Source organism: Streptomyces olivochromogenes, from assembly GCF_021538895.1.
Taxonomy (GTDB): Bacteria; Actinomycetota; Actinomycetes; order Streptomycetales; family Streptomycetaceae; genus Streptomyces; species Streptomyces olivochromogenes_A.
Map to the genome: position 1 here is coordinate 16,372 of NZ_JADDRL010000048.1, position 23,635 is coordinate 40,006.

The following is a 23,635-nucleotide window of genomic DNA, read 5'->3' on the forward strand; positions in this document are numbered from 1 at the left end:
CCTTCAACGGTGAAGGAACCCCCACATGACACGCAGAACCCTCTCCGGGGCGCTGGCCCTCACGGCCGCCGCCCTTGTCATGACCCCGACGGTCGCGCAGGCCTCCCCACCGGGCACCAAGGACGTCACCGCGGTCCTCTTCGAGTGGAAGTACGCCTCGGTCGCCCGCGAGTGCACCAACACCCTCGGCCCCGCCGGCTACGGATACGTGCAGGTCTCCCCACCCGCCGAGCACATACAGGGCTCGCAGTGGTGGACGTCGTACCAGCCGGTCAGCTACAAGATCGCCGGCCGGCTCGGCGACCGCGCGGCCTTCCAGAGCATGGTGAACACCTGCCACGCGGCGGGCGTCAAGGTCGTCGTCGACACCGTCGTCAACCACATGGCGGCGGCGAGCGGCACGGGCACCGGCGGCTCGTCGTACACGAAGTACGACTACCCCGGCCTGTACTCCTCCTACGACTTCGACGACTGCACGGCCCAGGTCACCAACTACGCCGACCGCTGGAACGTCCAGCACTGCGAACTGGTCGGCCTCGCCGACCTGGACACCGGCGAGGAGTACGTCCGCAAGGCCATCGCGGGCTACATGAACGACCTGCTCACCCTCGGCGTGGACGGCTTCCGCATCGACGCGGCCAAGCACATCCCCGCCGACGACCTCGCCAACATCAAGTCCCGCCTGACGAACCCGTCCGTCTACTGGAAGCAGGAGGTCATCTACGGCGCCAACGAGGCCGTCCAGCCCACCGAGTACACGGGCAACGGGGACGTCCAGGAGTTCCGCTACGCCTACGACCTCAAGCGGGTCTTCACCAACGAGCGCCTCGCCTACCTGAAGAACTACGGCGAGGGCTGGGGCTACATGAGCAGCTCGGTGGCCGGCGTCTTCGTCGACAACCACGACACCGAGCGCAACGGCTCCACCCTCAACTACAAGGACGGCGCGAACTACACCCTGGCCAGCGTCTTCATGCTGGCCTACCCCTACGGCGCCCCGGACATCAACTCCGGCTACGAGTGGTCCGACGTGGACGCCGGCCCGCCGAACGGCGGCACGGTCAACGCCTGCTGGCAGGACGGCTGGAAGTGTCAGCACGCCTGGCCGGAGATCATCCGCATGGTCGCCTTCCGCAACGCGACCCGGGGTCAGGCGCTGACGAACTGGTGGGACAACGGCTACCAGGCCATCGCCTTCGGCCGCGGGAACAAGGGCTACGTGGCGATCAACCACGAGGCGAGCTCCCTGACCCGGACGTACCAGACGTCGCTGCCCGCCGGGACGTACTGCGACGTCCAGAACAACACGACGGTGACGGTGAACTCCAGCGGGCAGTTCACGGCCACCCTGGGCGGCAACACGGCGCTCGCGATCTACGCGGGCAAGTCGAGCTGCTGAACCGGGCGGAGGCCCGCACCGCTGTCCCACGGCGGTGCGGGTCACGGTAGTTGAAATTTCTTACCGATGCTTTCAAGCCTCTTGCTGTAAACCTTTCGTCAGCGATACGGTCGCGCGGGCGCCCGGCATCGAAGCCGAGCCGTGGCGTGGGGTCGGACCCAACAGAGCCGCAATCGCAAGGAGTTCCCGCCTGTGATACCGAGATGGCCGGCGCCCCCGACGCGCCGCACCGCCCACGTCAGACGGGTCGCGGCCGTCACTGTGGCCGCCCTCGCCGCCGCCCTCGTGCAGCCCGTCGCCGCCCACGCGGCCACGCCGCCCGCGCCCCCCTCGGACGCGAAGCTGGCCGCACAGCCCGCCCGGCACGACGACACCCGCGAGCAGTTCTATTTCGTCATGCCGGACCGTTTCGCCAATGGGGACAAGTCCAATGACAAGGGCGGTCTGACCGGTTCTCGCCTGAGCACCGGTTACGACCCCACCGACAAGGGCTTCTACCAGGGTGGCGACCTCAAGGGCCTGACCAGGCGGCTCGACTACGTCAAGGGTCTCGGCACCACCTCCATCTGGATGGCGCCGATCTTCAAGAACCGGCCGGTGCAGGGGACGGGCACCAACGCCTCCGCCGGGTACCACGGTTACTGGATCACCGACTTCACTCAGGTCGACCCGCACTTCGGCACCAACAAGGACCTCGAAACCCTCATCTCCAAGGCGCACGCCAAGGGCATGAAGGTCTTCTTCGACGTCATCACCAACCACACCGCCGACGTCGTCGACTACAAGGAGAAGTCCTACGACTACCTCTCCAAGGGCGCCTTCCCGTATCTGACCAAGGACGGGCGGCCCTTCGACGACGCCGACTACGCCGACGGCCGCCGGAAGTTCCCGGCCGTGGACGCCGACTCCTTCCCGCGCACGCCGAAGGTCGCGAGCGACAGCAAGGTCCCGTCCTGGCTCAACGACCCGACGATGTACCACAACCGGGGCGATTCGACGTACGCGGGCGAGTCCACGACGTACGGCGACTTCTCCGGGCTCGACGACCTGTGGACCGAGCGTCCCGAGGTCGTCAGCGGCATGGAGAAGATCTACCAGCGCTGGGTGAAGGACTTCGGCGTCGACGGCTTCCGGATCGACACCGTGAAGCACGTGAACATGGAGTTCTGGACGCAGTGGGCGACGGCGCTGGACAGGTACGCCGCCGCGCACGGCCGCAAGAACTTCTTCATGTTCGGTGAGGTCTACTCGGCCGACGCCTCGATCACCTCCCCGTACGTCACCCAGGGCCGTCTCGACGCCACCCTCGACTTCCCCTTCCAGGAGGCGGCCCGCCAGTACGCCTCCCAGGGCGGCAGCGCGCAGAAGCTGGCCGGGGTCTTCGGCGACGACTACAAGTACACGACCGACAAGGCCAACGCCTACGAGCAGGTCACCTTCCTCGGCAACCACGACATGGGCCGCATCGGGTACTTCCTGAACCAGGACAACCCGAAGGCCACCGACGCCGAACTGCTCAAGAAGGACCGGCTCGCCAACGAGCTGATGTTCCTCAGCCGCGGCAACCCGGTCGTCTACTACGGCGACGAGCAGGGCTTCACCGGCTCCGGCGGGGACAAGGACGCCCGCCAGACGATGTTCGCCTCCAAGGTCGCCGACTACCTCGACGACGACGAGATCGGCACCGACCGCACCCACGCGAGCGACGCCTACGACAAGAGCGCACCGCTCTACAAGGAGATCGCCGCTCTCGCGAAGCTCCGCAGGAACAACCCGGCGCTCACGGACGGCGTCCAGACCCAGCGGTACACGGCCGACGGCTCGGGCATCTACGCCTTCACCCGCGCGGACGCGAAGACCGGCGCCGAGTACGTCGTCGCCTTCAACAACGCAGGCGAGGCGAAGACCGCGACCTTCGCGACCGGCTCCGCGGACATGACGTACCGCGGGATCTACGGCACGGACGCCACCGCCAGGACCGACGCCGACAAGAAGCTCACCGTCACCGTCCCGGCCGGCTCCGCCGTCGTCCTCAAGGCGGCCGGCACCCTCGCCGAGCCCGCCACCAAGCCGACGATCACCCTCAAGGCCCCGGACACCGGCGCCACCGGGACCGTCGAGCTCTCCGCCGATGTCGACGGAGGGCAGCTCAACCGGGTCGTCTTCGCCGCCCAGGTCGGCAACGGCAACTGGCGTGTCCTCGGCTCCGCCGACCACGCCCCGTACAAGGTCACGCAGGCCATCGGCAAGAACGTGCCGTCCGGCACGGCCCTGCGCTACAAGGCGGTCGTGATCGACTCCGCCGGCCGGACCGCGAGCGCCACCGCCACGAGCACCACCGGCACCCCGCCCGCCCCGGAGGTCCCCACGGCCTCCTCCCGCGACTACGCGATCGTCCACTACAAGCGCACCGACGGCGACTACGCCGACTGGGGCCTGTACGCCTGGGGCGACCTCGCCGACGGCGAGGCCACGAACTGGCCGGCCAGCCACCCCTTCGTCGGCCGCGACGCGTACGGCGCCTTCGCCTACGTCAAGCTGAAGTCCGGCGCCTCGAACGTCGGCTTCCTGGTCATCGACAAGGACGGCAACAAGGACGTCTCCACCGACCGCACGATCGACGTCACCAAGACGGGCGAGGTCTGGGTCGAGCAGGGCAAGCCGGACGTCCTGACCCAGAAGCCCGACCACCCGGCGCAGGACAAGACCAAGGCGGTCGTCCACTACCACCGCGCCGACGGGAACTACGACGGCTGGGGCTTGCACGTCTGGACGGGCGCCGCGAACCCCACCGACTGGTCGAACCCCCTGAAGCCGGTGAAGACTGATGCCTATGGCGCGGTCTTCGAGGTGCCGCTCAGCGACGGTGCCACCAGCCTCAGCTACATCATCCACAAGGGCGACGACAAGGATCTCCCCGCCGACCAGTCCCTGGACCTCAAGACCAACGGCTACGAGGTGTGGCTGTTGAACGGCCAGGAGAAGTACCTGCTGCCGCAGCCCGCCGGCAGCGCGGCCGCCCTCGACCTGACCACCTCCAAGGCGGTCTGGATCGACCGGAACACGGTCGCCTGGAACGGCGCCGACGGTGCCGTCTCCACCCAGCTGCTCTCCTCCCACGACGGCTCGATCGCCGTCAAGGACGGGACGCTGACCAGCGACGATGAGCGCTGGCTGCGGCTGTCCAAGACCACCCTCACCGACGCCCAGAAGGCCAAGTTCCCGCACCTGAAGGACTACACGGCCTGGTCCGTCGACCCGCGTGACCGCGACCGGGTGCGCCAGGCGCTCGGCGGCCAGATCGTGGCCTCCCAGCGCGCGGCGAACGGCGCGGTGCTGGCCGCGACCGGTGTGCAGATCGCGGGTGTGCTCGACGACGTGTACGACGCGACCAAGGCGAAGCTGGGCCCGGTCTTCCGCGACGGCAAGCCGACCCTGTCCGTCTGGGCGCCGACGGCGCAGAGCGTCTCCCTGGAGCTGGACGGCTCCAAGGTGGCCATGCACCGCGACGCGGCGACCGGCGTCTGGTCCGTCACGGGTCCGGCGTCCTGGAAGAACAAGCCCTACCGGTACCTCGTGAAGGTCTGGGCCCCGAGCGTCCGCAAGGTCGTCACCAACAAGGTCACCGACCCCTACTCGGTCGCCCTCACCGCGAACTCCGAGCGCAGCCTCGTCGTCGACCTGAACGACAAGGCCCTCGCCCCGGGCGGCTGGTCGACCCTGCGCAAGCCCAAGGCCGTACCGCTGAAGGACGCGCAGATCCAGGAACTGCACATCCGGGACTTCTCCGTCGCCGACAAGACGGTCCCGGCGAAGGACCAGGGCACCTACCTGGCCTTCACCGACAAGGGCAGCGACGGTTCCAAGCACCTGCGTGAGCTGGCGAAGTCGGGCACCTCGTACGTGCACCTGCTGCCCGCCTTCGACATCGCCACCATCCCCGAGAAGAAGGCCGACCAGGCGAGTCCCGACTGCGACCTGGCCTCCTTCGCGGCCGACTCCGACAAGCAGCAGGAGTGCGTCGCGAAGGCCGCCGCGAAGGACGCCTACAACTGGGGCTACGACCCGTACCACTACACGGTCCCCGAGGGCTCGTACGCCACCGACCCGAGCGGCACCGCCCGCACGGTCCAGTTCCGCAGGATGGTCAAGTCGCTCAACGACGACGGCCTCAGGGTCGTCATGGACGTCGTCTACAACCACACGGCGGCCAGCGGCCAGGCGGACACCAGCGTCCTGGACAAGATCGTGCCGGGCTACTACCAGCGGCTCCTCGCGGACGGCTCGGTCGCGAACAGCACCTGCTGCTCCAACACCGCGACCGAGAACGCGATGATGGGCAAGCTGGTGGTCGACTCGATCGTCACCTGGGCCAAGCAGTACAAGGTCGACGGCTTCCGCTTCGACCTGATGGGCCACCACCCGAAGGCCAACATCCTCGCCGTGCGCAAGGCGCTCGACGCGCTGACCGTGGCGAAGGACGGCGTCGACGGCAAGAAGATCATCCTCTACGGCGAGGGCTGGAACTTCGGCGAGGTGGCGAACGACGCCCGGTTCGTGCAGGCCACGCAGCAGAACATGGCCGGCACCGGCATCGCCACCTTCTCCGACCGGGCCCGTGACGCGGTGCGCGGCGGCGGCCCCTTCGACTCGGACCCCGGCATCCAGGGCTTCGCGACGGGGCTCTACACCGACCCCAACGCGTCCACGGCCAACGGCACGAAGGAGGAGCAGAAGGCCCGCCTGCTGCACTACCAGGACCTGATCAAGGTGGGCCTGTCCGGCAACCTGAAGGCCTTCACCTTCACCGACACCGCCGGCAAGCAGGTCAAGGGCTCCGAGGTCGACTACAACGGCGCTCCCGCGGGCTACGCGGACGCGCCCGGCGACGCCCTCGCCTATGTCGACGCGCACGACAACGAGTCGCTGTTCGACGCCCTCACCTACAAGCTGCCCAAGGACACCTCGGCGTCCGACCGGGCCCGGATGCAGGTCCTGGCGATGGCCACGGCCTCCCTCTCGCAGGGTCCGTCCCTGTCCCAGGCGGGCAGCGACCTGCTGCGCTCCAAGTCGCTGGACCGCAACTCCTTCGACAGCGGCGACTGGTTCAACGCCATCCACTGGAACTGCGCGGACGGCAACGGCTTCGGCCGCGGGCTGCCCATGGCGGCCGACAACGAGTCCAAGTGGGAGTACGCCAAGCCCCTGCTCAGCTCGGTGAGCGTCGGCTGCCCGCAGATCACCGGTACCTCGGCCGCGTACCAGGACCTGCTCAGGATCCGTACGACGGAGAAGGCGTTCTCCCTCGGCACGGCCGCGCAGGTGCAGTCGCGGCTCTCCTTCCCGCTGTCGGGCAAGGACGAGACGCCGGGCGTGATCACCATGCAACTCGGTGACCTCGTGGTGGTGTTCAACGCGACGCCGCAGCGGCAGGAGCAGCGGATCACCGCCCTCGCCGGGGCGCACTACCGGCTGCACCCGGTGCAGGCGGCGGGCGCGGACTCTACCGTGAAGTCCTCCTCGTACGAGGCGGAATCGGGAACGTTCGCCGTTCCGGGCCGCAGTGTCGCGGTGTTCACCCGGGCGTCCTGACGGAGCACTAACTTGGGTGGGGCAGGGCCCGTTCTCGGGACTGCCCCACCCTTGGTGCGTCTAGGGCCTGTGGAGATGGACGGTAAAGGCGAGCACACGGACACCACGATCATGGTCGTCGACGACGCGGCGACCGGCCGGTACGCCCTGAGCGCGGTGTTGCACCGCGCCGGGCACCGGGTGGTGCCGGTCGCCAGCGCCGGTGAGGCCCTGGTGGAGCTCGACGCGCGGCTGCGCGAGGGCATGCTGCCCGATGTGGCCCTGGTCGACGTCGGGCTGCCGGACATGAGCGGCTTCGAGCTGTGCCGCCGGGTGAAGTCCCGGCCGACCACGGCCGCGCTGCCCGTGGTGCACTTCTCCGCGGCGGCGGTGGGGCCCGACGACCGGTGCCGGGGGCTGGACGCGGGCGGTGAGGCGTATCTGGCGATGCCCGCCGAGCCGGAGGAGATCCAGGCCGTGGTCCGGGCCGCCGTGTGCCGGTCCCGTCGGCGCACCGGGGCCGAGACGCTGGTCAGGCGACTGACCCTGCTGTCCGAGGCCACCGTCGCCGTCCAGGCGGCGCGCGGCCCCTGGGAACTGGCCGAGGCGGCCGCCGAGGGCGCCGCCCGGCTCACCGCGGGACCCGCCGCGGTCTTCGTGGTCGGCCCCGACGACGAGCTGTACCGGGGCACCTCCCGGCAGCGCGGCGGCCTCGCCCCGCCCGACGCCGCCGCGCACGCGGCCGTGGCCCGGCTGATCGCCGGGCTGACGAAGGGCCCGGACCAGGTGCACACGGCCGTCGTGCCCGCCCCGCTGTGGCCGGCCGGCTTCTTCCGCGCCGGAGCCGACGACGCCCACCTCGTCCTGGCCCGCACCCGCCCCGGGGGAACCCCGGTCTGCGTCGCCACCCCGGCGCACCGCGCCCCCGACATCGACACCCTGTTCGCCCGGCCCGCGTCCGCCGCCCCGGACCCGGCGGGCGACACACCGCTCACCGGACTCGCGCCCCACGGTGCCGCCTCCGCGGGCGAGGGACTGCTCACCGGGCTCACCTCCGCCGGCACCGGCCAGGCCTTCGGCACGCTCGTCACCCGCCTCGCCCAGGTCACCGCGCTGGCCGCCGAGCCGCTGCTGATGTACCAGGCGGAGCGGCGCGTCGCCCGGACCCTCCAGCACAGCTTCCTGCCCCGCCCCGGCGACCTGAGCCTGCCCGGGCTGGAGATCGTCGTCCGGTACGTGCCCGCCTGTCCCCGCGCCGAGATCGGCGGGGACTTCTACGCCGCCCTGGCCACGGGCGCCGGCGTGCTCACCGCGGTCGGCGACGTCGCCGGGCACTCGCTGGACGCGGCCACCGTGATGGTGGAGATCCGGCACGCGCTGCGCGCCTACTGCGTCGAGGACAGCGACCCGGGCGGGCTCGCCGCCCGCCTCGACCGGATGCTCCAGCGGCACCACCCCGACGTCACGGCCACCGTCTGCCTGGTCCTGATCTCCCCGGACAGCGGTCGCGCCCTGATCGCCAACGCCGGGCACATCCCGCCGCTCGTCGTGCCCGAGGAGGGCGGCGCCGCGTACGCGCGGGCCGACGGTCCGCTGCTCGGCCTCGGCCTGGAGCGGCCGCCGCCCACCGAGCTGTACCTGCGGCCCGCCGACCGGCTGCTCATGATCACCGACGGTCTGATCGAGACCCGCGGCACGGACCTGGCGACCTCCATGGACAGCCTGCTCGGGGCCGCCGCGGCCGCCCCGCCGGGGGTGGGCGCCCTGTGCGACACCCTGCTCGGCCACTTCGGCCACGACCGCGAGGACGACATCGCCATGATGGCGCTGCGGCTGGCGGACCAAGGGCCTGTTCTAGGGTGAGCCCTGTCGCCATAGAACAGGAGTGCCCATGCCGCAGATCACCGTCGACTACTCCGCCACGATGGCCCCCGTCTTCGACCGGGCGGCGTTCGCGCACGCCCTGCACACCGCGACGGTCGAGATCGCGGCCGCGAAGCCGGAGGCCTGCAAGACCCAGTTCCGCCCCAGCGCGTTCACGGCGTTCGGCTACGAGGACCCCGAGGACCAGCACCACGCGATCGTGCACGTCACCATCGGACTGCTCGCGGGGCGCACCGACGAGACGAAGGCGCAGCTCACCGAGACCGTCCTGGAACTGCTGCGGACGCACGTCGAGGACGACGGGTTCGTCCTGCACGCCTCCGCCGAGGTGCGCGACCTGGACCCGTCCTACCGCAAGTTCGAGCGCTGACCGGACTCAGGGTCCGAGGGTGATCAGCCGGCCGACCAGCTCGGCGAAGGTGCCGTCGGCCGGCTCGTCCTTGAGCATGTGGCGCAGCACCGAGGCCATCTCCTCGTCCTGGGTGGCGCTGACCGCCGCCAGCGCGCCGAAGTCGTGCACGAGCTGGACCTCCAGCTCGGCGCGCGGGATGCGCCGCCCGTCCAGCCAGATCAGGGCCGTCGACTCGGTGAGCGAGATCCAGGAACGGACGACCAGTTCCAGCCGGGCCGGCGGATCGGTGATCCGCAGATGCACCAGGATCTGTTCGTAGGCGGCCTGGCGTACGGAGTCGACGAGCGCGTTGGTGGCCGAGGAACCCACCGCAGGGCCGCCGCGCATCAGCGCCGAGAAGCCGGGGCCGTGCTCGTCCACGAAGTCGAAGAACCGGCGCATCACCCGCAGCAGCCGGCCGCCCAGCGGCCCCTCCTGCGGCTCCGCGAACCGGCCCGCCAGATCCTCCGCCGCCCGCTTCAACGCGGCCTCGTACAGGCTGAGTTTGCCGGGGAAGTAGTGGTACACCAGCGGGCGCGAGATGCCCGCGGCCGACGCTATCTCGTCGATCGAGACCTCGTCGGGCGAGCGTCGGCTGAACAGTTCGAGGGCAACGCCGATCAACTGCTGGCGGCGTTCCTCGACGCCCATTCGGCGGCGTACCCCGGTACTCATGCGAACACCTTACCGATCGGATCCGGCCCCGAACGGGCCGGTCCGGTCGTCGGGTTCACGCGAAACCGTCACATGTCCAACACCAGACGCTCACTTCGCGCCCGGGACACACAGATCAGCATCGAGTCCGCGCGCTCCCCGTCCGTCAGCAGCTCGTCCCGGTGGTCCACCTCACCCGCCAGCACCCGCTGTTGGCAGGTCCCGCAGAACCCCTGCTCGCAGGAGTAGGGAGTGTCCGGCAGCGCCCCGCGGATCGTGGCCAGCGCGGTGCTGTCGGCCGGCACGGTCAGGGTCCGCCCGCTGCGCCGGAGTTCCAGCTCGAAGGCGTGGTTGCCCTCGGCCGAGGCGCGTGGCGCGAACCGCTCCAGGTGCAGCGTGGCGCCGTCGGGCAGCCGCTCCTCCACCGCCTCCATCAGCCCCTGGGGCCCGCAGCAGTAGACCGCGGTGCCCTGCGCCGTGTCCGCGAACAGCGCGTCCAGGTCCGGCAGACCGTCCTCGTCCTGCGCGACGACGACCAGCCTGTCCCCGGCGAGCTTCTCGACCTCCTCCAGGAACGGCATCGAGGCCCGGGTCCGCCCGCCGTACAGCAGCCGCCACCGCGCGTGCTCCGGCAGCGCCCGCAGCATCGGCAGGATCGGGGTGATCCCGATGCCGCCCGCCACGAAGACGTACGCGGGGGCCTCGACCAGCGGGAAGCGATTGCGCGGCCCGCGCACCTCCAGCGTCGTGCCCTCGGTGACCCCCTCGTGCACCTCGCGCGAACCGCCCCGGCCGTCCGGGACCAGCCGCGTGGCGACGGTGTACGACGAGGTGTCCTCCGGGTCCCCGCACAGCGAGTACTGCCGCACCAGCCCGGACGGCAGCACCACGTCGAGGTGCGCCCCGGGCTCCCAGCGCGGCAGCCCGTGCCCCTCCAGACGCAGTCGTACGACCCCGTCGGCGACCGTCTCGTGCGCGGCGACCGCAAGCCGCAGCGCACGCGAGCGGGGCCGGCCGGAGATCGGCGGGTCCAGGGCGGGCATCGGCCACAGCGGCGAGGCCTCGATACGGCGGCGCATGGCCCGCCTCGCGAGCAGGGCGGCGCCGGTCAGGACCACGACGGTGCGCAGCTTCGGCATCACGCCGCTCCCTTCTCGGCCTTCTCGGCGGCCAGCGCGGCGGGGGAGGTGGCGAGATAGGCGAGCGCCTGCTCGGTGCAGCCGTCCTGGGAGGGGTGGTAGGCGCGGCTGAGATAGCGCGGGATGGATTTCAGCATGTCGCCGGTCGCGGGCAGGGTGCCGCGCCGGCCGCACACGTAGAAGTCCTTGAAGGAGGCCTTGCCGTCGACCAGTGTGGGGTCGTTCTCCATGAAGAAGCGGGCCCCGCGCTGCCACAGGAACACCAGCGCGCTGAAGGCCGTCGCCCAGGTGCGCACCCGGCGCCGGTAGCTCCCGTCGACGTGCATGAACAGGTCGAAGGCGACCGAGCGGTGCTCGACCTCCTCGGCGCCGTGCCAGCGCATCAGGTCCAGCATGGTGGGATCGGCCCGGCGCCGGTCCAGTTCGTCGGCGTTCAGTATCCAGTCGCCGAGGAAGGCCGTGTAGTGCTCGATGGCCGCGATGAGCGCCACCCGCTCCATCAGCCACCACCGGCGGGCCCTGCCCGGCGATGGGGGTACCACCCACGCGTTCAGCAGTGGGGGAGTACGGTCGCCGAGCAGCTTCTCGAAGAACCAGTCGATCTGCGCCGTGTACGGCGTCGGGTCCAGCCCGAGCTCCTTCAGATGCGGCAGCACCTCGTCGTGGGCCTGGGAGTGCATCGCCTCCTGGCCGATGAACCCGATGACGTCCTCGCGGAGCCGGTCGTCCCGGATCAGCGGCAGCACCTGCTTGTACACGTGCACGAACCACCGCTCACCGGCGGGCAGCAGGAGGTGCAGCACATTCATGGTGTGCGTGGCGAACGGGTCCCCGGGCACCCAGTGCATCGGGGTGCCCTCCCACGAGAAGGACACCTTCCGGGCCTTGAGCGGCGTGTTAGACATGGCGTCAATGTACTGACGGGTAAGTCCGAGGGAAACCCTTCTGCGCGGACTTGTTGACGCGAGTGTCAGCAGGTCGTTCCGGCAGGCCGGTCAGTGGAGCCCGTGCAGCTCGGAGCCGTCGTCCAGGGTGCCGGTCAGCTCCGCCCGCGCCCCCTGCTTGGCCGGTGCGGCCAGCATCCGGCCCTCGGCGGACTCGGTGACCCCGCCGGTCGAGCGGATCGACTCGGTGCCGCGCCCGCCCGCCGCCAGCAGGTACCAGCTCCCGTCCTCGGACTTCCACAGCACCCCGGCCAGCACATGGGGATCGCGCGGACCGCAGGCCCTGCCGTCGGTGCCCTTGGCCGCGACCGCACCGTACCGCCCGCCCGGCGTGTGGAACTGGGCCAGGGCCACCGTCCCGTCGCCCCGCCAGGTCTCGGCGCGGGTGCACACCCACTCACCCGTCCCGCTCCCGTCGGGCAGCGGCTGGTCGGCGTACTGCCAGGCGTTGACGCTCCTGATCCCCGCCGAGCGCTGCGCGGCCAGCGAGCAGGCGAACGGCGCCCACTCCCGCAGCCCCTCGGCCGTGGACACGTCCCGGATCGAGCCCGGCCGCCCCGCGGTGAGCCGCGCGGGGACCAACTCCCCGAGGTCCCCGGCGAGATGCGTGCCGGCGGCGTCGGTCAGCTGGAGCACGTTCCACGACGAGCACGCCCCGGGCTGCAGGGCCGGGCTGGCCAGCGGAGCGGTGACACCGTCGGTCAGGTCGAGGTCCATCGCGCCCGCCGCCGGCTTCGTCAGGTCCCGCTCGGCCGCCTTCGTCACCCAGGGAGCGGTCAGATAGCGGACGTTGCCGTCGGAGCGGCCGAGGACCAGCGCGCTCGCCTCGGTGCCGGTCGCGCCGTCCACGCGGGCGAAGTCGAGGGCCGCGCCCTGCGTGCCGTCCTTCGGCTCGGCGTAGCGGGCGATGCGCAGACCGTCGTACAGGATCACCACGCGGGCGTTGTCGACCTCGCCCGCGTACAGCAGCTGGGGCGGGCCGGCCGGGCCGCCGGTCTGGGTGCCGGGGGTCGCCGAGACCCGGACCCGCTCGCCGGGGCGGGCCCAGACGGCGAGGGCGCGGCGCAGCAGGGCGGTGTCGTCGGCGAGAGGCCCGCGCGCGGGCCAGACGGAGAAGTCGGCGCGCGCCGCGGTCTTCCAGGCGGCGGGGGTGACCCGGACCAGCCGGCCCGGGTCCAGGGCGGCCTCGGCGGCCGGGTTCTGGGCGTACGCGGGGGCGGCGGCGCCGTCCGGGCCCCAGCCGCCGCCCGGCAGCGCGACCAGCGCGCCGCACACCGCGAGGGCGGCGACCGCGGCGAGCGCGGCCTTGGTGTGCTGCCGGCGCCGCATCAGGTCGGTGGGCCGGGCCTGCAGCGAGCAGGGGTCGAACTCGGGGGAGGCGAGCAGCGCGTACTGCGCGGGAACGCCGTCGGCCTCCCGCAGCGCCGCGGTCGTGCTCACCACCCCTGCGGCCCTCAGCACCTGGCGTACGTCGCCGTCGGCGAGCCCCTCCAGGCCGCGCAGCACGTACGCGACGCGGGCCGCGCCGGACAGGCCCGCCAGCCGCTGGTCCAGGGCGAGTTCCTCGGCACCGCCGGAGCGCGGGAACAGACGCAGGCCCCACACCTGGGGGAGCAGCGGCGGCAGCTGGGACCGCCGGGGCCACACCCGGCGCCCGGACGACGGGCCCGCCTCCAGGGCCGTACGCACCACCTGGAGGCGGACGAAGGCGTAGCCGGGGTCGCCGTCCCGGCCGGTCGACTGGGCCGGGATCGCGGACGCCGCGGACGACCGGCCCCGGGGCAGTGCGCGCTGGGTGAGGGCGTGCGCGGTCAGGACGCGCCGGCTCCGGCCGAGGCCCGGCGGCAGCATCAGGTAGGCGAGCCGCACGAGTCGCGGGTAGTGCTCGACGAGCGCGGCCTCGGCCTGCTCGACGTCGACGACCCGGTCGGTGGAGGCGGACGAGGGGTGCGGGGCGACATCCTGTGACTGCACGTTCAGCTGAACGAGCGAATCGGTGGTTGGTCACCCGCCGCCCGTGTGATTCCCTCCCACGAGGGGTAACCTCACCGGCCGGTCGGTCTCAGGCCTCCGGTTCCACCAGCAGCCGGGCGTAGTTCGCCATGGACCGCTGGTAGCGCGGCAGGTGCGGGGCGAGGGCGCCGAGGACCAGGGACAGGCCCTCGCGGTCGCGGCCGAGGCTGGATAGGCACAGGGCGAGACAGGCGCGGACCGCGTCGTCCAACTCGTCGGACGGGGCGTCCAGTTCGGGCGTGAGCAGCGCGACGCCCTCCTCCGCCCGACCGGTGTTCCGCAGCGAGCTGGACAGCTGGATCCTGGCCCGGCGCCCCTTGTAGCCGCTCAGCCCGCGCGCGAGCGCCTCCCGGTACAGCGGCACCGCCCGGTCCGAGTGGCCGGTCGAGTCCCAGGCGCAGGCCTGCTCGAACGGGCCGAGCGGGCTGTCCCCGGGCAGTTCGGCCACCAGCTTGTCGATCACGGCGCGGAAGTCGGCCGCGTCGTCCTCGGCGTAGTCGTCGAAGGTCGCCCAGGCGGCGGTCACGCGGTCTTCCCAGTCCTTGGTCACCGGCCCACCCTCGCACACGTGTGCCCACCGGGTCAGCGAATTTGAGCGGGACGCCCGCGGCGGCCGTATCGAAGGGCGGGGCCCGCAGTCCGGGCTCTCTGCGGCATGCTTACGCCCACCGGGACCGGAGGAACGACACATGAGGTTGACGCGACCGATGCTCGCCGTGACGGGCGTCGCGGCCGTACTGGCGCTGGCGGGCTGCGGCTCGGGGGGCGACGACGCGAAGGCGGTTCCGGCCACCGCCACGGGCAGCCTGGAGAGCCTGGCCGCCGAGGTGAAGTGCAAGCCGAACATCCAGACCGATGCCGACGAGCTCCGCCAGGCCATCTGCAAGAACTCCGACGGCAGGTTCATCCTCGCCACCTTCGCCACCGACCGCGGCCAGCGCGAGTGGATCAACGACGCGAAGGACTACGGCGGGTTCTACCTGGTCGGCCGCAAGTGGGTCGCCGTCGGCGACGACGGGGTCGTCAAGGCGCTGCGCGGCACCCTCGGCGGCGACGTGGAGATCGGCACGAACCACGCCGCGCACAGCGGTCACAGCGGCTGAACCCGGTTCGGCACGAACGAAGAGCGGGCGGTGGGAGATTCCCACCGCCCGCTCTTCGTCTCACCGGTTCACGCTCTTCGTCTCACCGGTTCACGCGCTCCGGCCTACCGGTTCACGTGCTCCGTACGATCCGCTCACGCGCACCGCTGGCCGCGGTTGATGCAGCTGGCGATCCGGTTCGCCAGGCCACCGGTCGTGACGCTGATGAAGTCGTCGTGGTCGGTGGCCGCCTTGTGGAGCTGCTCCGGGAAGCCGTCCACCGCGAAGGCGTTCTTCACCACACCGTTCTGGATGGTCGGCGGCGTGATGTTGTAGGTCAGACGCATCGTCAGCTGCGGGATCGCCTTGAAGCCGTTCTGGCAGTTGCCGCCTGCGTCGGCGAAGGCGACGTGCGTGCGGTGGTTGGCGCTGTCGATGTTCTGGCCGTCCCAGCAGCTCTGGAAGGCGAACGTGCGGACCACCTTGCTGCCCTGCGGACAGATCGGGTACTGCTGTGTCAGCTGGACCTTGTTCTCGAAGCCGGTGCAGCTCCAGTGCGCGTTGGCGTTCGCCAGACCGTTGGTCGTGGTCTTGGCGTCACCGGTGATGATGCGCAGGAACTGCGGCATCGCGACGACCTTGCTGGTCGGGCTGCCGACGTACTTGATCTGGGCCGAGACGGGGGTCAGGATCTTGCCGACGTTGCCTTCCTTGCCGCCGCCGTCCTTGTTCTGGTCGAAGTCCTGCGTGCCGTCCTGGATACGGACGACCGGCCAGTAGTACGACGACAGGTCGCTGCGGTTCTGGCAGCTGGTCCCGCCCTGCAGGAACGTGTTGTTGCTGGAGAACGCGTTGACCTTCTGGTTGCCGACGTAGTCGTGCAGGTGGTGCGCGCCGTTGGTCACGCCGGGCGCCACGATCACGTTGTCGGTGTTGAAGTTCTTGTTCGCGTTCACACCACAGCGGGTGGTGAACGTACCGTTCGAGGCGTTGCCGCCCCGCTGCGGCTTCGCGGGAACGTTCGGCTGCACCTTCGTGATGTCCACGAAGTCGGCCGCGACCGGGCCGTTGCCGGCCTGCCCGCCGACGTTCTGCTGCTGCCCGCCGGCCTGCTGCTGGCCACCGTTCTGCTGCTGACCGCCGGTCTGCGGCTGAGCGGTGTTGGTCTGGCCCGTGTTGGGCTGGCCGGTGTTGTTCTGACCGGTGTTGTCCTGGCCGGTCTGACCGGTCTGACCTGTCTGGCCGGCCGTGGTCTGGTTGACCGTGGTTCCGGTGCAGGAGGCCAGGGTCTCCAGGCCGGAGGGCGTGGTGCCGCCGGCCCGGGAGATCTCCAGCTTGATGCGGTCGAGGATCGCCGCACGGCGGTCCTTCAGCGGCTGGAGGATGGAGTTCTGGACGAAACTCGCGTCCCTGGTCTGCGCGTCCCGGGTGGTGGCCAGACGCTGGTAGGCGTCCGTGATCTGGCTGTCGAGGTTGGCCAGTTCACCGTTGACCTCGGTCCGGGCCCGGTACGGCACGTTCGTCAGCTTCTGGCCGACGTCCGGGCAGGAGATCGTGGCCACCTGAGCGCCGGCGGCCTTCGTCTGGTTCCACCCGTTGTTGTTCGACTCGTGAGCCGAGGCATAGAAGTTCGCCCAGATCAGCCCGCCCCCACCGAGCGCTAGGGCCGCCGATGCGGCAATGGCCTTGGTGGCCAGCGGCGTACGGCGTTTTCGTGTGTTGCGTCCCATGGAACTCCTCTGACTTCCTTGCGGGGCAGCATCGAGGCGCCCGACAGGAGTGAAGCGGCGCCCTTCCATACGCATGCCGCCCCAGGGGTGTTCAGCCGCCTCACGAATTCATCAGAGGTTTGAGGCGCACCTGACCGTCAACAGCTCGCTGAGCAGCGGAAGTTGTAAAAAATTCGTGGAAAATCAGCGCTCACGGTCCAGGTAGGCCAGCACCGCCAGAACGCGCCGATTGTCGTCGTCCGACACCTCCAGTCCCAGTTTGGCGAAGATGTTGGAGGTGTGTTTGGCGATCGCCCGTTCCGTGACGACCAGTTGCCCAGCGATCGCCGCGTTCGACCGGCCCTGCGCCATCAGTTCCATGACCTCCAGCTCCCTGGGGGTCAGTTGGGCCAGCGGCCGGTCGCCGGCGGCCTGCCGGGACAGCAGCTGCTGGATCACCTGTGGGTCCATCGCCGTACCGCCGGCCGCCACCCGCCGTACCGCGTCCACGAACTGCTCCGCGTCGAACACCCGGTCCTTGAGCAGATAGCCCACCCCGCCGCTGCCGTCGGCGAGCAGTTCGCGCGCGTACAACTGCTCCACGTGCTGGGAGAGCACCAGCACCGGCAGCCCGGGTCTGTCCTGCCGGGCCCGCAGCGCGCACTGCAGGCCCTCGTCGGTGTGCGTGGGCGGCAGCCGGACGTCGACCACGGCGACGTCCGGCTCCAGCTCGGTCAGGGCGCGGGCGAGTTCGGGGCCGGACTCGACGGCCGCGGCGATCTCGAAGCCGTAGGCTTCGAGCATCCGGACCAGTCCGTCGCGCAGCAGGAACAGGTCTTCGGCTAGGACAACGCGCACGGAATCTCCATGGTGACCATGGTGGGACCGCCCTCGGGGCTGCTGACGGCCAGGACGCCGTCGAATGTACCCAGCCGCCGTTCGACGCCGGCCAGCCCGGAGCCCGCGCCGATCGCGGCGCCGCCCCGGCCGTTGTCGGTGACCGTGATCCGCAGCATGTCGTCGGCGTGGTGCAGGTCGACCCAGATCCGGTCGGCACCGGAGTGCTTGACGGCGTTGGTGAGGACCTCGCTGACCGCGAAGTAGCCGGCCGACTCGACGGGCGCCTCCGCGCGGCCGGTCAGCTCCACGTCCACGTCGACCGGCAGCGGCAGCCGCAGCGCCAGCGCCCGTACGGCGTCGCCGAGTCCGCGTTCGGCCAGCACCGGCGGGTGGATGCCGCGGACCAGGTCGCGCAGTTCCTCCAGGGCCTCGACGGAGTTCCGGCGGGCCTGGGTGATGAGCCTCTTCGCCTGCTCCGGATCCTTGTCCAGCAGCAGTTCGATCGTGCCGAGGTCCATGCCCATCGCGACCAGCCGGGCCTGCGCCCCGTCGTGCAGGTCCCGCTCGATACGGCGCAGTTCGGCGGCCGAGGTGTCCACGGCGTCGCGCCGGGTCTCGGTCAACACCCGCACACGCTCGGCGAGTTCTCCCTGATCGGCGCCGAGGACGGCCCGGGTGAGCCGGAAGTGGACGAGGAGCAGGCGCGGGGCGAGACGGTAGGCGGCGACCAGGAGGACCGCGGCCGTGGCGCCCGCGCCGAGTGCGGTCGGCTGGTCGGTGACCGGCACGAAGCCGTACCAGTAGGTCTGGCCGTCGGCGAGCACCCGCCACAGCCCGGCCGCCACCGCGAACCCCTCGAAGGGGTAGAGGAGCAGGACGGCCGGAAGCAGCGCCGTGAGGTAGCCCGCCGTCATGTCCACCAGCAGCCACCGCAGGTCCCGCCGGACCTGCGGGTCGCGGAGCATTCCGAAGCAGCGCGCCCAGGGGTTGGCGTCCGGAGGTATCGGCCGGTACGCCGACGGGATCCGCACCCCGCACCACTCGGCCGCGAGCCGCCGCCGTACGTCCGCGAAGTCCCGTACCCCGCCCAGGACATAGGGGGTCGTGACGATGCCGATGCCGATCGGGATCGTCGCGATGGAGACGACGGCCAGCGTGAAGACGAGTACGGCGACGGGCAGCATCGCCAGGGCCAGCACGAATCCCCGTACGGCGGCCAGCACCACTTCCCGGGTGCGCCCGCCGGCGCCGCCGCTCTTCGTGTCGGTGTTCATGACATCAGTCTCGCCGACCCCCGGGCCCCGGTCACGGGGCCGAACCCCCATGTCAGGGGGTGGTGCCAACTACACCCCCGACTCCGCCAGCAGCTTCGCCTCCACCTGTGGGTCCAGTCCCTTGACCGTCCGGTCCGGGCGCCGCGGTGCCGCACCGCCGATCTCCGTCAGCCACCGCCAGGTGTCGGCGACGGTCTCGCCCACCGGCCGGCACACCAGCCCCGTGGCCAGCGCCCGGGAGACGTCGGCGCCGTGCAACTGGCCGTACCACTCGCTGTCCGCCGGCACCCACACGGGCAGTTGCGTCCACGGCTCGACGCCCGCGCCGAGGATCACCTCCGGATCGGTCCAGCGCAGCTCGGCTCCCGAACCCGTGACCTCGACGCACGCGTCGAGGAACTCGCCCATCGTGGTGTGCCCCGGCGGACTCACCAGGTTGTACGGCCCGCTCACCTCCCGTTCCACCGCCCCGAGGGTCCACTCGGCGAGATCGCGGACGTCGATGTACTGCAGGCGCAGGTCCCGTGGGCCGGGCGCCAGTACGGGGCCGCCGCGGGCGATCCGGGCCAGCCACCAGGGCAGCCGGCCGACGTTCTCGTACGGGCCGAGGATCAGCCCGGCCCGCACCAGCACCGAGCGGTCCGCCCCGAAGGCCTCGACGGCGGCCAGCTCGCCGCCCCGCTTGTCCTGCTGGTACTCGGTCTGCTCCGCGTCGGCCGAGGCGTCCTCGACCACGGGCGCGTCCTCGTCGCCGCCGACGGGCTGCGGCGAGACGTACACCGACCGGCTCGACACGTACACGTACCGCCCGGCCCGCTCCCGCAGCAGCCGTGCCGCCTCGCGTACGGCACGGGGAGCGGCCGACCAGGTGTCGACGACGGCGTCCCACTCCTCGGCCCCGGCCAGCGCCGCGAGCCCGTCGGGCGCGGTGCGGTCGCCGTGCAACGACCGCACTCCGGCGGGGGGTTCGTGCCGTCCCCGGTGGAAGACGGTCACCTCCCAGCCGCGCGCCAGCGCCGACTCGACCACGGCCCGCCCCACGAACTCCGTACCGCCCAGCATCAGAAGTCTCATGCCGGTGATCGTGCCCGGTGCGACCGTGGGGGCGGAACCGAATCTGCCGAGGGCAGACCGATCAGCGGCCGGTCGGCGGCGTGTACTTGTAGCCGACGCGGCGGACCGTCTGGATCGTCCGGCGGTGCTCGGCGCCCAGCTTGCGGCGCAGCCGGGCGATGTGGACGTCGACGGTGCGGCCGTCGCCCACGTGGCCGTACCCCCACACCGTGCTGACCAGCTGGTCGCGGGTGTGCACCCGGTGCGGGTGCGCCACCAGGTGCGCGAGCAGCTCGAACTCCAGGTAGGTGAGGTCGAGTTCACGCTCGTCGACCCGGGCGGTGCGGCGCGCGGTGTCGATGCGCACGAGCGGGTTGCCTGCACCCGCACCGGCGCTCGCCCCCGCGCGCGCACCGGCCTCGGCCTCGGCTTCGGTGCCCGGGTCGGGCGCCGGGCCGTCCGCCTGCTGCTGGTCCGCGACCGCGACGGCGACCGGTGGGAACGGCGGGAACGGCGGCTGCTGGTCCGCCGGCACCAGCACCAGGTAGCCGATCATCGGCGGCCGGCCGGGCAGGGTCGGCAGGGCGTGCGGGGGCGCCGGCAGCCAGGTGGCACCCGGCGGCAGGAAGTCCGCGAGCTCCACGACCTCGTCACGGTCGACGGCACGCAGCCGGTGCCGTGCGCCGCTCGCGGCGGGCGAGGAGACGGGGGCGGAGACGGACGCGGCGGGGAAGGAACGAGTGGTCGCCATGAGAGGTCAGCTCTTTCGCGCGAGGAGTTCGTCGGGGAGGACGGCGGCCGCGATTCGTGGTCGGGCGCGCCGAAGGACGTACGTCGTTTCGCGCTGGCCGAAGGCCGGGGTGTACGGCTTTAGAGGGCCCGCGCGTTCATCGCGCGGCAACACACCCGGTCGTAGTCGTGGTGCTGACGGGAGGGCCAGAAGGGCTCCAGGTCATGGCGACCCGTCGCGGTGCACTTCCGGTGGCTGGCCATGCGCTCATTGAAGCAGACGCGGGCCCGCCACAGGAGCCTCCTCTCACTGCTCGGACACTTCCCCGGCGGGCAGTTGGCGTTGCCTCTCTCACCCCACCAGACGTTTGTGCCAGGTCAGGGAGGTGACGTCGATCGCCTGGCCCGAATCGCCGTCCCACATCGTGGACAGCTCGGCGGCGGTGAGAGCGGTGACGACCTCGCGTCCGACCGCCGTGGTGGTCTCGGCCGAGCCGTCGAACCCGCCGTAGTACAGGCCCAGTCCGCCTCCCTCGGCGGCGCGCTCCGTGCCCTGCCGGTGGAAGAAGACGAAGCCGCGCGCCCCCTCCCGCTCGGCGCCTATCTCCGTCATGCCGCAGCTCCGGCAGCAGGTGAAGTCCTCCCGGGCCGTGATGCCGGTCTCCTCCAGCGCTCCGAAGGCGAGGGTGAGCCGCTCGGGGTCGGTGACCCCCTCCCAGGTCTCCTGCTCGGCCAGCCTCCCCCAAGTTCTCGGCTTCGCTCGAACAGGGGGGACCCCCATCAGCCACAGCCTGTCCACCAACTGCCGGGCCTGCGCCCCCGACACCGGTCGCTTCTTGCCCTCGACCAGGTGGTCCTCGGCGGCCTCGGCCAGCGCCTTGCGGGTGTCGTAGCCACAGCGCAGCAACAGCCGCACATGCTCCTCGACCCGCGTGCGCACCTCGTCCGGCAGCTCGGGCACCTTCTCACGGGGCCCGAGGTCCACCGGCCGCCAGTCCACGCCCGCGTCCCAGCCGTCCCGCTGCCGCGCCCAGCCGGTGAGCAGGTCCACCACCCGGTCCCGGTCCGTGAGGTCCGTACCGAAGAACCCCGCCTCGCCGCGGCGGTGTTCGAGCCGGTAGTCCCCGCCCTTCTCGTGCCACACCTGCGCGAAGACGTCCGGGATGTCGGGTATCCGCTGGATGGCCAGGAACTGGTCCCGGGGGCCGCCGATCCGCTCCACCAGCTCCCGCAGTCCCCGCTCCGACACCCACGCGTGGGTCCGCGAGTTCTCCGTCTCCACCTTGATGGGGAGCGTGCCCCCGGCGTCCTTGCCGTTGTCCCCGCCCATGACCTCGCCCTCGTCGCCTTCGTCGCGCTCGTCCCCGCCGATCTCCATGCCCCCACCACGGCACGCGCCACTGACAACGCGAGGGGGCGCCCACCTCGACGGTGGACGCCCCCTCGCGTTGTCAGTGGCGCGGATCAGACCTGGCCGGCCTTCTCCAGCGCGGAGCAGCAGGTGTCGACGATCAGGCGGGTGACCACGTAGGGGTCGACGTTGGCGTTGGGACGGCGGTCCTCGATGTAGCCCTTGCCGTCCTTCTCGACCTGCCACGGGATACGGACCGAGGCGCCGCGGTCGGAGACGCCGTAGGAGTACTCGTTCCACGGGGCGGTCTCGTGCAGACCGGTCAGCCGGTCGTCGATGCCGGCGCCGTAGTTCTTGACGTGGTCGAGCGGCTTGGAGCCCTCGCCGAGCGACTCGCAGGCGGTGATGATCGCGTCGTAGCCCTCGCGCATCGCCTTGGTGGAGAAGTTGGTGTGCGCGCCCGCGCCGTTCCAGTCACCCTTGACCGGCTTGGGGTCGAGGGTGGCGGAGATGCCGAAGTCCTCGGCGGTGCGGTAGAGCAGCCAGCGGGCCACCCACAGCTGGTCGGCGACCACCAGCGGGGACAGCGGACCGACCTGGAACTCCCACTGGCCGGGCATGACCTCGGCGTTGATGCCGGAGATGCCCAGGCCCGCCTTCAGGCAGTTGTCCAGGTGGGCCTCGACGATGTCACGGCCGAAGATCTCGTCGGCGCCGACACCGCAGTAGTAGCCGCCCTGGGGGGCCGGGAAGCCGCCTTCGGGGAAGCCCAGCGGGCGGGCGCCGTCGAAGAAGGTGTACTCCTGCTCGATGCCGAAGATCGGCTCCTGCGCGGCGAAGCGCTCGGCCACCTCGGCCAGCGCGGCACGCGTGTTGGAGGAGTGCGGGGTCATGTCGATGTCGAGGACCTCGCACAGGACGAGGATGTCGTCGCCGCCGCGGATCGGGTCCGGGCAGGAGAAGACCGGCTTGAGCACACGGTCCGAGGCGTGACCCTCGGCCTGGTTGGTGGAGGACCCGTCGAAGCCCCAGATCGGCAGTTCGGCACCCTTGGCGTCGTCGGCGAGGATCTTCGTCTTGGAACGAAGCTTGGCCGTCGGCTCGGTGCCGTCGATCCAGATGTACTCAGCCTTGAAGCTCACGGGGCCACATCCTTAGGGGTGGGTCAGGCGCACTTGCGGGTGCTGCGGCGCTGCGGCACTGGGGCGCCGCTGTAATGCCGGGCAGCCTGTCAACAGGCGATTTCCCGATCATTGCCCATGTGTGAACCCTGTGTTACCTGGTGGTTCGCCGAGTGCCCCGGCCGGGGCGGCGACCGTCACCCCCGTACGGTCGCCGACCTCACGGCCCGGTCGGCAGCGCTCCCCGGCGGGGCACCGCGCACGGTGTGCCGGTGCCCCGTCCAGTGCCGGGTGCGCCGCCTGTTCCTCCTGTATCCGGTCGCGTTCCGCGCCGGGTACAAGGCGGCGTACCTGATTCCCCCTTGTCGGTGCCGGACATGTCGGTCCCGCTGCTCCTCACCGCTCCTGGCCGGGAACAGCGGGACCCTCGACACGACCGGTGTGGTGGCCCAAACCGGCGGTCGGGCCGTCGCCTCACCGA

General features: G+C 71.2%; 17 protein-coding genes. 5 read left to right on the plus strand and 12 right to left on the minus strand.

Going from position 1 to position 23,635, the window contains the following annotated elements; translation table 11 throughout:
* The first annotated feature begins 25 nt into the window (after positions 1–25).
* The 4 genes from IPZ69_RS23955 to IPZ69_RS23970 all read left to right on the plus strand — a co-directional run bounded on the left by IPZ69_RS23955 (position 26) and on the right by IPZ69_RS23970 (position 9,224).
* On the plus strand, positions 26–1,399 hold the full coding sequence (locus tag IPZ69_RS23955) for an alpha-amylase (protein WP_235456363.1): 1,374 nt from the start codon (positions 26–28) through the stop codon (positions 1,397–1,399).
* A 192-nt stretch (positions 1,400–1,591) separates the two neighbouring features.
* Positions 1,592–6,991 (plus strand): pullulanase-type alpha-1,6-glucosidase, encoded by a 5,400-nt coding sequence (pulA, locus tag IPZ69_RS23960; protein ID WP_235456364.1) that lies wholly within the window; start codon positions 1,592–1,594, stop codon positions 6,989–6,991.
* 75 nt (positions 6,992–7,066) lie between these two features.
* Complete coding sequence (locus IPZ69_RS23965) at positions 7,067–8,833, plus strand: fused response regulator/phosphatase (RefSeq protein WP_235456365.1); 1,767 nt, start codon at positions 7,067–7,069, stop codon at positions 8,831–8,833.
* A gap of 28 nt (positions 8,834–8,861) precedes the next feature.
* Entirely contained in the window at positions 8,862–9,224 is a 363-nt protein-coding gene (locus IPZ69_RS23970; RefSeq protein WP_235456366.1) for a 5-carboxymethyl-2-hydroxymuconate Delta-isomerase, read from the plus strand.
* A gap of 6 nt (positions 9,225–9,230) precedes the next feature.
* Here IPZ69_RS23970 and IPZ69_RS23975 read toward each other — a convergent pair whose 3' ends face one another.
* From IPZ69_RS23975 to IPZ69_RS23995, 5 genes are all read right to left on the minus strand, one after another.
* Positions 9,231–9,920 carry a TetR/AcrR family transcriptional regulator gene (locus IPZ69_RS23975; protein ID WP_235456367.1) on the minus strand — a complete coding sequence of 230 codons (690 nt, stop codon included), beginning with the start codon at positions 9,918–9,920 and terminating at the stop codon, positions 9,231–9,233.
* Positions 9,921–9,988: 68 nt separating this feature from the next.
* The gene (locus IPZ69_RS23980; protein ID WP_235456368.1) at positions 9,989–11,038 is read right to left on the minus strand and encodes a PDR/VanB family oxidoreductase; all 1,050 of its coding nucleotides are present in this window, start codon (positions 11,036–11,038) and stop codon (positions 9,989–9,991) included.
* Positions 11,038–11,943: a metal-dependent hydrolase gene (locus IPZ69_RS23985; protein WP_235456369.1), complete on the minus strand. Its 906-nt coding sequence runs from the start codon at positions 11,941–11,943 to the stop codon at positions 11,038–11,040. The genes IPZ69_RS23980 and IPZ69_RS23985 overlap by 1 nt, the downstream gene beginning before the upstream one ends.
* A gap of 90 nt (positions 11,944–12,033) precedes the next feature.
* Positions 12,034–13,956 (minus strand): hypothetical protein, encoded by a 1,923-nt coding sequence (locus IPZ69_RS23990; RefSeq protein WP_235456371.1) that lies wholly within the window; start codon positions 13,954–13,956, stop codon positions 12,034–12,036.
* An 88-nt stretch (positions 13,957–14,044) separates the two neighbouring features.
* A complete protein-coding gene (locus IPZ69_RS23995; protein ID WP_235456372.1) occupies positions 14,045–14,563 on the minus strand; it encodes a tetratricopeptide repeat protein in 519 nt (172 codons plus the stop codon).
* 121 nt (positions 14,564–14,684) lie between these two features.
* Between IPZ69_RS23995 and IPZ69_RS24000 the strand changes: the two genes are divergently transcribed.
* Positions 14,685–15,098, plus strand: coding sequence for a hypothetical protein (locus IPZ69_RS24000; protein WP_235456373.1), 414 nt, complete (start codon positions 14,685–14,687; stop codon positions 15,096–15,098).
* Positions 15,099–15,232: 134 nt separating this feature from the next.
* Here IPZ69_RS24000 and IPZ69_RS24005 read toward each other — a convergent pair whose 3' ends face one another.
* From IPZ69_RS24005 to glnII, 7 genes are all read right to left on the minus strand, one after another.
* Complete coding sequence (locus IPZ69_RS24005) at positions 15,233–16,807, minus strand: DUF1996 domain-containing protein (protein ID WP_235456374.1); 1,575 nt, start codon at positions 16,805–16,807, stop codon at positions 15,233–15,235.
* A 183-nt stretch (positions 16,808–16,990) separates the two neighbouring features.
* Positions 16,991–17,644, minus strand: coding sequence for a response regulator transcription factor (locus tag IPZ69_RS24010; RefSeq protein ID WP_235456376.1), 654 nt, complete (start codon positions 17,642–17,644; stop codon positions 16,991–16,993).
* Positions 17,629–18,900 (minus strand): sensor histidine kinase, encoded by a 1,272-nt coding sequence (locus IPZ69_RS24015; protein ID WP_235456377.1) that lies wholly within the window; start codon positions 18,898–18,900, stop codon positions 17,629–17,631. Before IPZ69_RS24015 ends, IPZ69_RS24010 begins: the two co-directional genes overlap by 16 nt.
* A 69-nt stretch (positions 18,901–18,969) precedes the next feature.
* On the minus strand, positions 18,970–19,974 hold the full coding sequence (locus IPZ69_RS24020) for an SDR family oxidoreductase (RefSeq protein ID WP_235456378.1): 1,005 nt from the start codon (positions 19,972–19,974) through the stop codon (positions 18,970–18,972).
* 61 nt (positions 19,975–20,035) lie between these two features.
* Positions 20,036–20,704: a winged helix-turn-helix domain-containing protein gene (locus tag IPZ69_RS24025; protein ID WP_235456379.1), complete on the minus strand. Its 669-nt coding sequence runs from the start codon at positions 20,702–20,704 to the stop codon at positions 20,036–20,038.
* A 330-nt stretch (positions 20,705–21,034) separates the two neighbouring features.
* Positions 21,035–22,012 (minus strand): DUF6891 domain-containing protein, encoded by a 978-nt coding sequence (locus IPZ69_RS24030; RefSeq protein WP_235456417.1) that lies wholly within the window; start codon positions 22,010–22,012, stop codon positions 21,035–21,037.
* A 134-nt stretch (positions 22,013–22,146) separates the two neighbouring features.
* Positions 22,147–23,175 (minus strand): glutamine synthetase, encoded by a 1,029-nt coding sequence (gene glnII / locus IPZ69_RS24035; protein ID WP_235456380.1) that lies wholly within the window; start codon positions 23,173–23,175, stop codon positions 22,147–22,149.
* Positions 23,176–23,635 lie beyond the last annotated feature (460 nt).